The 8,073-nt window shown below is 65.1% G+C and carries 10 protein-coding genes; 4 read left to right on the forward strand and 6 right to left on the reverse strand.

The features are described 5' to 3' along the window. A partial coding sequence (locus BST44_RS28350; protein ID WP_500684511.1) for an acyl-CoA dehydrogenase family protein occupies window positions 1-686 on the reverse strand: 686 nt, incomplete at its 3' end. Window positions 687-999: 313 nt separating this feature from the next. On the opposite strand from BST44_RS28350, the gene BST44_RS28355 reads away from it, so the two are divergent. Continuing rightward, on the forward strand, window positions 1,000-1,479 hold the full coding sequence (locus BST44_RS28355; protein WP_279628995.1) for a thioesterase family protein: 480 nt from the start codon (window positions 1,000-1,002) through the stop codon (window positions 1,477-1,479). A gap of 35 nt (window positions 1,480-1,514) precedes the next feature. Here the strand turns inward: BST44_RS28355 and BST44_RS28360 are convergent, their stop codons facing one another. Genes BST44_RS28360 through BST44_RS28370 form a run of 3 tightly spaced genes read right to left on the reverse strand, consistent with a single transcriptional unit; the run spans window position 1,515 to window position 4,806 of the window. Beyond that, on the reverse strand, window positions 1,515-2,369 hold the full coding sequence (locus tag BST44_RS28360) for an SDR family oxidoreductase (protein ID WP_083180000.1): 855 nt from the start codon (window positions 2,367-2,369) through the stop codon (window positions 1,515-1,517). 11 nt (window positions 2,370-2,380) lie between these two features. After that, the gene (locus BST44_RS28365) at window positions 2,381-3,184 is read right to left on the reverse strand and encodes a mycofactocin-coupled SDR family oxidoreductase (protein ID WP_083180001.1); all 804 of its coding nucleotides are present in this window, start codon (window positions 3,182-3,184) and stop codon (window positions 2,381-2,383) included. Next, on the reverse strand, window positions 3,181-4,806 hold the full coding sequence (locus BST44_RS28370; protein ID WP_083180002.1) for a flavin-containing monooxygenase: 1,626 nt from the start codon (window positions 4,804-4,806) through the stop codon (window positions 3,181-3,183). Before BST44_RS28370 ends, BST44_RS28365 begins: the two co-directional genes overlap by 4 nt. A gap of 132 nt (window positions 4,807-4,938) precedes the next feature. On the opposite strand from BST44_RS28370, the gene BST44_RS28375 reads away from it, so the two are divergent. The 3 genes from BST44_RS28375 to BST44_RS28385 are packed head-to-tail and all read left to right on the forward strand — an operon-like array spanning window position 4,939 to window position 6,939. Continuing rightward, on the forward strand, window positions 4,939-5,256 hold the full coding sequence (locus BST44_RS28375) for a 2Fe-2S iron-sulfur cluster-binding protein (protein ID WP_083180003.1): 318 nt from the start codon (window positions 4,939-4,941) through the stop codon (window positions 5,254-5,256). A gap of 60 nt (window positions 5,257-5,316) precedes the next feature. Then, window positions 5,317-6,150: a mycofactocin-coupled SDR family oxidoreductase gene (locus BST44_RS28380; protein WP_083180004.1), complete on the forward strand. Its 834-nt coding sequence runs from the start codon at window positions 5,317-5,319 to the stop codon at window positions 6,148-6,150. A 12-nt stretch (window positions 6,151-6,162) separates the two neighbouring features. Then, window positions 6,163-6,939, forward strand: a complete 777-nt coding sequence (locus BST44_RS28385) for a hypothetical protein (protein WP_083180005.1) — start codon at window positions 6,163-6,165, stop codon at window positions 6,937-6,939. A gap of 21 nt (window positions 6,940-6,960) precedes the next feature. Here BST44_RS28385 and BST44_RS28390 read toward each other — a convergent pair whose 3' ends face one another. Beyond that, window positions 6,961-7,851, reverse strand: a complete 891-nt coding sequence (locus BST44_RS28390; RefSeq protein WP_083180006.1) for an alpha/beta fold hydrolase — start codon at window positions 7,849-7,851, stop codon at window positions 6,961-6,963. A 132-nt stretch (window positions 7,852-7,983) separates the two neighbouring features. Further along, the coding region (locus BST44_RS28395; RefSeq protein WP_142274729.1) for a 4-hydroxy-2-oxovalerate aldolase family protein at window positions 7,984-8,073 on the reverse strand (90 nt) is incomplete at its 5' end.

Raw genomic sequence — 8,073 nt, forward strand, 5'->3', positions numbered from 1 at the left:
ATCAGATACAGCGGCTCGGTCATGCCGGCCTCGCGCTGGGCGGTGCCGTCCATCACCTTCGTCGCGTCCATCGTCCGATAGGCCGGGACGAACGCGTCGGAGACGATCACGTCCTTGGAGCCGGTCCCGCGCAGCCCCACCACATTCCACGAGTCCTCGACGATCTCGTAGTCCTTGCGCGGCAAGATCATGTGCAGCATCTGCGGCGGCATCAACGGCTTTCCTTGCTCGTCGCCGAGCATCGCGCCCAGGATGATCCAGTCGCAGTGGTCGGTGCCGGAACTGAACTGCCAGCGGCCGTTGAACAGGTAGCCACCGTCGACCGGCTTGGCCACCCCCTGCGGTGCGTACGGCGACGCCATCCAGGTGTCGACGTCATCGGCCCATACCTCGGCGGCGACCTTCGGGTCCGCGTACGCCAACTGGTAGGGGTGCACACCCACCACGCCGACGATCCAGCCGGCCGCCGGGTCCAGCGCCGCCGTCGCCATCACCGTCTCGGCGAACTCGCGCGGGTGCACCTCGAGGCCGCCGTGGCTCTTGGGCTGCAAAAGCCGGATCAGGCCGGCCGACTTCATCAGCTTGACGGTGTCGTCGGTGAGCCGGCCGATCCGCTCGGCCTCGGCGGCCTGCTCGCGCAACTGATCGGCCATCGCCACGACCCGGTCGATTACCCGCTCGCTCATATCGCTGTCCTTTACGTCTGTGGGCGTAGTAATGATCTATCGATGTCTGCGCCGCACCGGACGCCGTTCCCGGTGAGCGGACGCCGAGATCAGAACGTGAGGTGCCGCTACGCGCTCAACCGAGACTGCCAGCGGTCCGACACCACCGACAGCCTTCTGGCTTCGTCCGGTAGCCGGGAGGCAGGGCAGCTCGGACCTGTCGATAGGCCTAGCCTCAGTGCCTATGGACCAGGCCCAGGGACGAGCCTCTGGATGCGGCCGCGGGCCGCAGGCCCCGATGCCGGAAAAGCAAACCCTGCCGTCGGCCGCCCAGATGGCCCAATTGCCCTGTGCCGTCGCGCGAACCGTGTCCCGTGACTTGATCGATGGGAACGGGCACATGAACGTGTTGCACTATCTGGATTTCGGTTCGGCCGCCGCAGATGCGTTGGTGCGTGAAATCGGGGTCGACGACGCCTACCGGGTTGACAGACAGCTCGGCCTCTTCACCGTCGAGCACCACCTGCGCTACTACAGCGAGCTGATCGAAGATGACACGGCCGATCTCTACGCCCGCGTCCTCGACCGCTCACCCAAGGTGGTGCACATGATCTCATTCGCCGTGGATCGGTACCGGAAACGTCTATCGGCGACAATTGAGATGGTCCTTGTCCACGTCGATCTGACCCGCCGACTGCCCGTGGCGATGCCGGTCGACATCGCCGCTGCTTTCGACGAGCACGTCAGGTACTCGTCGACCCTGGAGTGGGCCGCGCCCGTCTGCGGCGCGATGGGCGTGCGACGTCAACCATGAAACGGCCAGCCGCCCGGTGATTACCGTCGTCAAACCTATCGCCGACGGCCAAACCTCAGCAACCGCCACATATACCGCGGCAGTCGCGGAGTGGGGACGCGGGCCGGCCAGTCGTCGGCGCGGAAGTAGGCATCAGACCCGCCGTCGACGAAAAGAACACTGCCGCAGAGAAAGGCGGCGGCATCCGACAACATGAACACCATCCAGTCCGCGAGGTGCGTGGGGTCACCGAACCCACCGACCGGGACCGGGAACGCGCGGATGGCCTTGGCTTCACGCGGTGTGGCCAACTGTCGCTCGAGCAGCGGGGTCATCACCGCGCCCGGGGCGATCGCATTGAGCCGGATACCCGCACCCGCCCACGCCGGCGTGACTGCGGTGCGCCGCACCCAACGCGCTACCGCGATCTTCGACGCCCCGTAGGCCATCGAGGGGGCGGCCGATCGGAACACTCGTAGTGCCCGCTCGGCCTTCCCGAGATCGCGGCCCAGTAACGCCCGCACGGCACGCCGGGGCACCAACGGCATGGTCGTGGTCGAATTGCTGCTCACTACAACAACCTTGGCGCAGCCAGCTGCCGCCAACTCCGGGTGCCATGCCTCTAGGAGCTCGACCACACCGAAGAAGTTCACCGCCAGGATCCGGCCGGCGCTACCGGCACCCGGGGTGGGGCCCACACCAGCGGCCAGTACGACACCGTCGAGCCGACCCTCGCTGGCGGCGGACACGCTAGCGGCGGCCGTCCTGCGCCCGTCGGGAGTGGACAGATCGGCGACGACGTCAGCGTCCTGTATGTCGACGCCAATCACGCGGTGACCCGCGGCCCGCAGTTTGCGGACGACGGCCTGGCCCATGCCCGATGCCGATCCGGTGACGGCGTAGGTTCCCATCCGCGTCGCTCCTAGGCCTTGGCTAACAGGCCGGCGTCAACGACGAGCTCGGTGCCGGTGATGTAGCGGGCATGGTCGGAGGCCAGGAACGCCACGGCATTGGCCACGTCGCCGGGTTCCACCCACGGCACCGGGAGCAGATGGCGAGCTGCGAGCACCTCGGCGGCGTCGGCCGCCGTCGGGCTGGCCAGGTCCGGCCGAAGACGTTTAAACGTCGCCTCATTGAGCACCGTCGAGGTCCCGACGGCTCCCGGGTGAACAGTATTGACGCGAATTCCGCGCGGGCCGAGCTCGTTGGCGAGCGTGCGCGCCAGCCCAACCACGGCATGCTTGCTCGTGGTGTACGGGGCGGTGTTGGCCGTACCGCGAACGGCGTTGGTAGAGCCGATGATCACGATCGAGCCGCCGTCCTCGCCGAGGTGCGGGACGGCGGCTTTGACGGTATGCCAGACGCCGGTCACATTGACGTCGAGGGCTTGTTGCCAACTCTGGGCAGTGATCTCCCACGTCGGGGCGTGGGTGGTATGGATTCCGGCGTTGGCGACAATGATGTCAAGGCGTCCCACGTCGGCGACGGCGGCATCCACCGCGCCGGTCAGTGCGCCCAAGTCGCTGACATCGGCCAGACCCGTCACCGCGCGTCTGCCGCGCTGCGCCACCGCGGCGGCGGTCTGTTCGAGGTCTTCTGCTGCCGCCGGCACGTCCACCGCGATGACATCGGCGCCTTCGTCGGCGAATCGCTCGCACAGGGCGCGGCCGGTGCCGCGCCCAGCGCCCGTCACCAGCGCCGCACGACCAGACAGGCTCGATATCATGGCGCCTTGATCAGCGAAAACCCTTTGTACCCGGCCTCGGCGACTTCGTTGCAGATGTCGAGGTAGGTCCCAAACCCGCCGAGAAACAGCATGAACACCCGCGGCTTGCCGGGCACGTTGGCGCCCATGTACCAGGAGTTGGCCTTGGTGAACAGGGTGGCCTCGGCTCGGCGCGCGCATTCGGCGACCCAGTTATCCACCGCATCGGGAGTCGCCTCGATCGCTGCGTAGCCGTGATCGTCGAGGTATCTGATCGAGTCGGCGATCCAATTCACGTTTGCCTCGGCGTGCAGCACCATGTTGGCCAGCACCGCCGGCGCGCCGGGGCCGCACACGACGAACAAGTTGGGAAAGCCGTCAATGCTCAGACCCAAATAGGTTCGCGGACCGTTGCCCCAGTCATCGCGCAGCCGCTTGCCGCTCCGGCCGACGATGTCGATTTTCGCCAATGCCCCTGTCATCGCGTCAAATCCGGTAGCCAACACGATCATGTCCAGGTCGTAATGGGCGTTGCTGGTGTTGATGCCGGTGGCATCGACAGATTCGATCGGCGTGTTTCGCACACTGATCAGTGTCACGTTAGGGCGGTTGAATGTCTGAAAGTAATTGCTGTCGGTGCAGATTCGCTTGGTGCCGATCGGGTGATCCGTGGGGATCAGCAATTCGGCCAGCGCCGGGTCATCAATGATGGCCCGCACCTTCTCCTCATAGAACTTGCGCGCCTCCTCGTTGGCGTCCGGGTCGATCATCTGGTCGGAGAAGGTTTTGGAGAACAGCACCCCGCCGAGATCCCAGCGTTTTTCGAACGCCTCGCGCCGCTCTTCGGGGCTGGCTTGCATCGTCAGTTTCGGATGGGCGATGTGTGGTGAGCCGCCGCCGCTGCGCCATGATAAGCGCCTGCGTTCGGCGTAATTGGCCTTGACCCGGGCCCGGTCCTCGTCGGTGAGAGGCCGATTGCCCGCGGGGACGCTGTAATTCGGGGTGCGCTGAAAGACGTAGAGTTGCGCGGCTTGTTCCGCGATGATCGGGATCGACTGGATGCCCGAAGATCCCGTCCCGATGACCGCGACGCGCTTACCGGTGAAGTCGACTGTCTCGTGTGGCCATGCCGCAGTGTGGTAGATCTCGCCGGTGAAGTTCTCCAGTCCGGCGAAAGGTGGGGTCATCGCCGCGGACAGTGGGCCCGTCGCCATCACACAAAACCGCGCGCTCACCCGTTGCCCGGTATCCGTGGTCACCGTCCACCGCAGCCGCTGCTCGTCGAGAACCGCCGAGGCGACACGGGTGTTGAAGACGATATCGCGGCGCAGATCCAACCGATCGGCCACCCAGTTGACGTAGCGAAGGATCTCCTCCTGGGTGGCGTACTTTTCCGACCAGTCCCACTCCTGTTGCAGGTCATCGGAGAACGAATAGCAGTAGTCGACGCTCTCGACGTCGCAGCGGGCGCCGGGATACCGGTTGAAATACCACGTGCCACCCACGTCGGGACCGGCCTCGAACACCTTGACCGTCAACCCGTCGGCGCGCAGCTTGTGCAGGGCGTAAAGCCCGGCAAAGCCGGCACCTACGACCACCACGTCGATGCCCTGCTCCAACCCGTCGTTCGTGCTACTGGTCACAACCAGCGACGGTAGAGCCGCTGCGCCCGGAATCGCAGGAGACGTCCCGGTGACTGGACGCCGGGATGGTGACCTCCCGTCCATCGGAATTCGACCAAGACATCACGCACCAACGTGGCAAGGATCAGCCGCATGGCAGATGTCGAAGAACAAGGCGCTGCGCTGTGCACCGACGTCGAGGTGGCCACGGTAGACGTCGAGTTGGACGGTGCTCTCCATCGACTGCAATGGCGACGCGACCGGACCCTGGTCGACACGATGCTTGACGCCGGGATCAATGTGCCGCACTCGTGTCGTGAAGGACATTGCGGCTCCTGCGTGGCCACCCTGATTTCCGGCGAGGTGGATATGGCCGGTGGAGATGTGCTGGGACCCGAAGACCGCGCCGATGGCTTGATCCTCGGCTGTCAAGCCCGGCCAGTGACCGACAACATCCACATTGAGTTCTAAGCGCATGAACGGCGCTGGGGAACTCCAACCTAGGCGTGCCGATATGACGCAGGTTGCGACGTGAGCGGCAGGGTCGCCGGGAAGGTGGCCCTGATCACGGGCGCGGCGCGGGGAATCGGGCGTGCGCAGGCGGTGCGGTTAGCCCAGGAGGGCGCCGATATCGTGGCCCTCGACGTGTGCGCTCCCGTTGACACAGTGGTGGTTCCGCACAGCACACTCGATGACCTCGAGCACACCGCCGCCCAAGTACGCGATACCGGCGCCAAAATACATACGGAGATCGTCGACGTGCGCGACCTCGACGGCGTCCAGGCGGCCACCGAGCGCGGTGTGCGACGGCTGGGAAGATTGGACGTGGTGTGTGCCACCGCTGGGGTCACCTCGCGGGCACTTGCGCTCGACCTCACCGAAACGGCCTGGCGCACTATGTTGGATGTCAACCTCACCGGTGTGTGGCACACGTGTCGGGCCGCTGCGCCGCACCTGATTGCGCAAGGTGGAGGTGCGATCGTCCTGACCAATTCGATCGCAGGACTTCGCGGACTGGTGGGCGTCGCCCATTACACCGCGGCCAAGCACGGCGTGGTCGGCCTGATGCAGAGCCTGGCCAAAGAACTTGCGCCGCACAACGTCCGAGTCAATTGCGTCCATCCGACCAATGTCGACACTCCACTGATACAAAACGACGCAGTGCGCAGCGCCTTTCGTCCCGACCTCGACAGGACGCCCACGCGTGCCGAGTTCGCCGAAGCGGCCCTTCGCATGAACATGCTCGCGGTGCCGTGGGTAGAACCGGTGGATGTCGCCAACGCCGCTTTGTTTCTCGCTTCCGACGAGGCACGCTATATCACCGCGGTCACGCTGCCCGTCGACGCCGGTGCGACTCAACTATAAGGAGGGCGTAGCGTGAAAGACGCTCCGCTGGCGTTCTTTTCCTTCGTTGCGTTGGACGATCCGGAGCCAGATCTGCACCGCCGTTACAACGAATGGCATCAACTCGACCATCGACCGGAGAACTTGGCGCTACCGGGAGTCGCGTGGGGTGATCGGTGGGCGCGGACCGCTGAGTGCCGTGCCGACTCGATCGCGGAGCCCGAGCAGGCGGACACGGACTACATCGCCATGTACTGGTTTCGCAATCCCGTTGCCGACACAGTACGGGACTGGGAGCAATTGGGCACGGACTCCTTCGAGTGGGGTCGCGGCCCCATGATTCCGGGCGTACGGCGGACATTGCTGGCGTTCTTCCGGCCCGTCAAGGGCTACGCGGCGGCATCTTCTTTAGTGTCGCCGGGGGTGATTCCGTATCGGCCGAATCGCGGGTTGCACCTGACGGTGACCAGGTTCGCCGACCCGCTTGGGACGGACACCCACGAGAATCATCGTTGGGAAGACCGTGTACTCATCCCGGAACTACTCAATCTCCCGGGAGTGGCCGGGGCGTGGATCTTTTCGCTCGACCGCCATCAGGATGACGGCCTCGGCCTTCGGCGAGTTGGCGCCACTGACGCCCGGGGAGCACTGCGGGTTCGGGTGCTCTACCTCGATGGTGAACCGATTGCCACCTCACGACTCGTGCGCGACCGCAGCGCCGCAGCCGAAACCCGACTGCGGGCCGCAACATTGGGGCAGACCGTGATCAGCACGCCGCTGCGTACGATCATCCCTTGGCAGGACTGGTGACGCGGCGTTCCCGTCGCCGCTTCATGAATGCTGCCGTGAGAGGAACGCCAGCACGGCGCTTTCGAAGGCTTGCTTCGCTTCGATCATCGCCCAGTGCCCGGACTTGGGAAATACGTGAAGTTCGGCGTCTTGGATGGTGCGCATCGGGATCAGCGCCATATCCGGTGGGCTCACTCGGTCGTCGCGGCCCCATGTCAGCAGCGTGGGGACAGTCAACTTGTGCAGGACCGCCCACGGCATCGGGTTTTCGGAGGCGGCCATCGCGGTGTTCATCGCGGCAAACGCCGCTTTGCCGTACATGCGGCGCGCCGCGGCCAGGGTGTCCGGATCGGTGGCCAATTGCCAGCGTTCCTCGACCAGTTCGTCAGTTATCAGGGACTGGTCGTACACCATCGATTTGAGCCAGTCGACCAGCCGCTGCCGAGTCGGGTCTTCGACGAACTCCTGCAACAGCCGGATGCCCTCACTCGGGCTGGGGCTGAAGATGTTGATGCCGATCCCGCCGATCGTGACCAGCCGGTCGACACGATCGGGGTTGTGGATAGCGAAGTTGATGCCCACACCCCCGCCCATCGAGTTGCCGACGATGTGCGCCTTTTCGACGCCGAGCGCATCCAGGAACGGCGATACGGTGCCAAATGCCATGACCATGGGGTGGCCGCCGAAGTCATCGCTGACGCCGAAACCGGGAAATTCCAGGATGATGCAGCGGAAGTGCTCGGCGAAGGTGGGCAGTATGCCGCGGAAGTTGCGCCATCCGGTGACTCCGGGACCCGAGCCATGCAGAAACAGCAGCGGCCGCGCCGCCGTGGCCTCCGGGCCGGTGTCGTAATAGCGCAAAATCCCTTCCGGTAGGCGGATTTCGCGTACGTCCTGCTCGCCTAGGAAGAGCCGTTCGGAAGTGTCTGTCACGTTGCCAGCCTGCCACGGCGTTGCGGTTGGCACGCCGCGGTGTTCCGCTGACCGGGTGGTGTTATGACTGGCGCTGGATGGCGTTCGGCGACACTTGTTGCTGCACAGCCAACGTGCCATCCACCAGGTGCGTCACACCGTGTGCTGCTCGCGTTTGATTTCGAGGGCGATGTCGATGAGTTGGTCTTCTTGGCCGCCGATGAGTTTGCGTTGGCCGGCGCG

It is taken from the genome of Mycobacterium scrofulaceum (assembly GCF_002086735.1).
Lineage (GTDB): Bacteria > Actinomycetota > Actinomycetes > Mycobacteriales > Mycobacteriaceae > Mycobacterium > Mycobacterium scrofulaceum.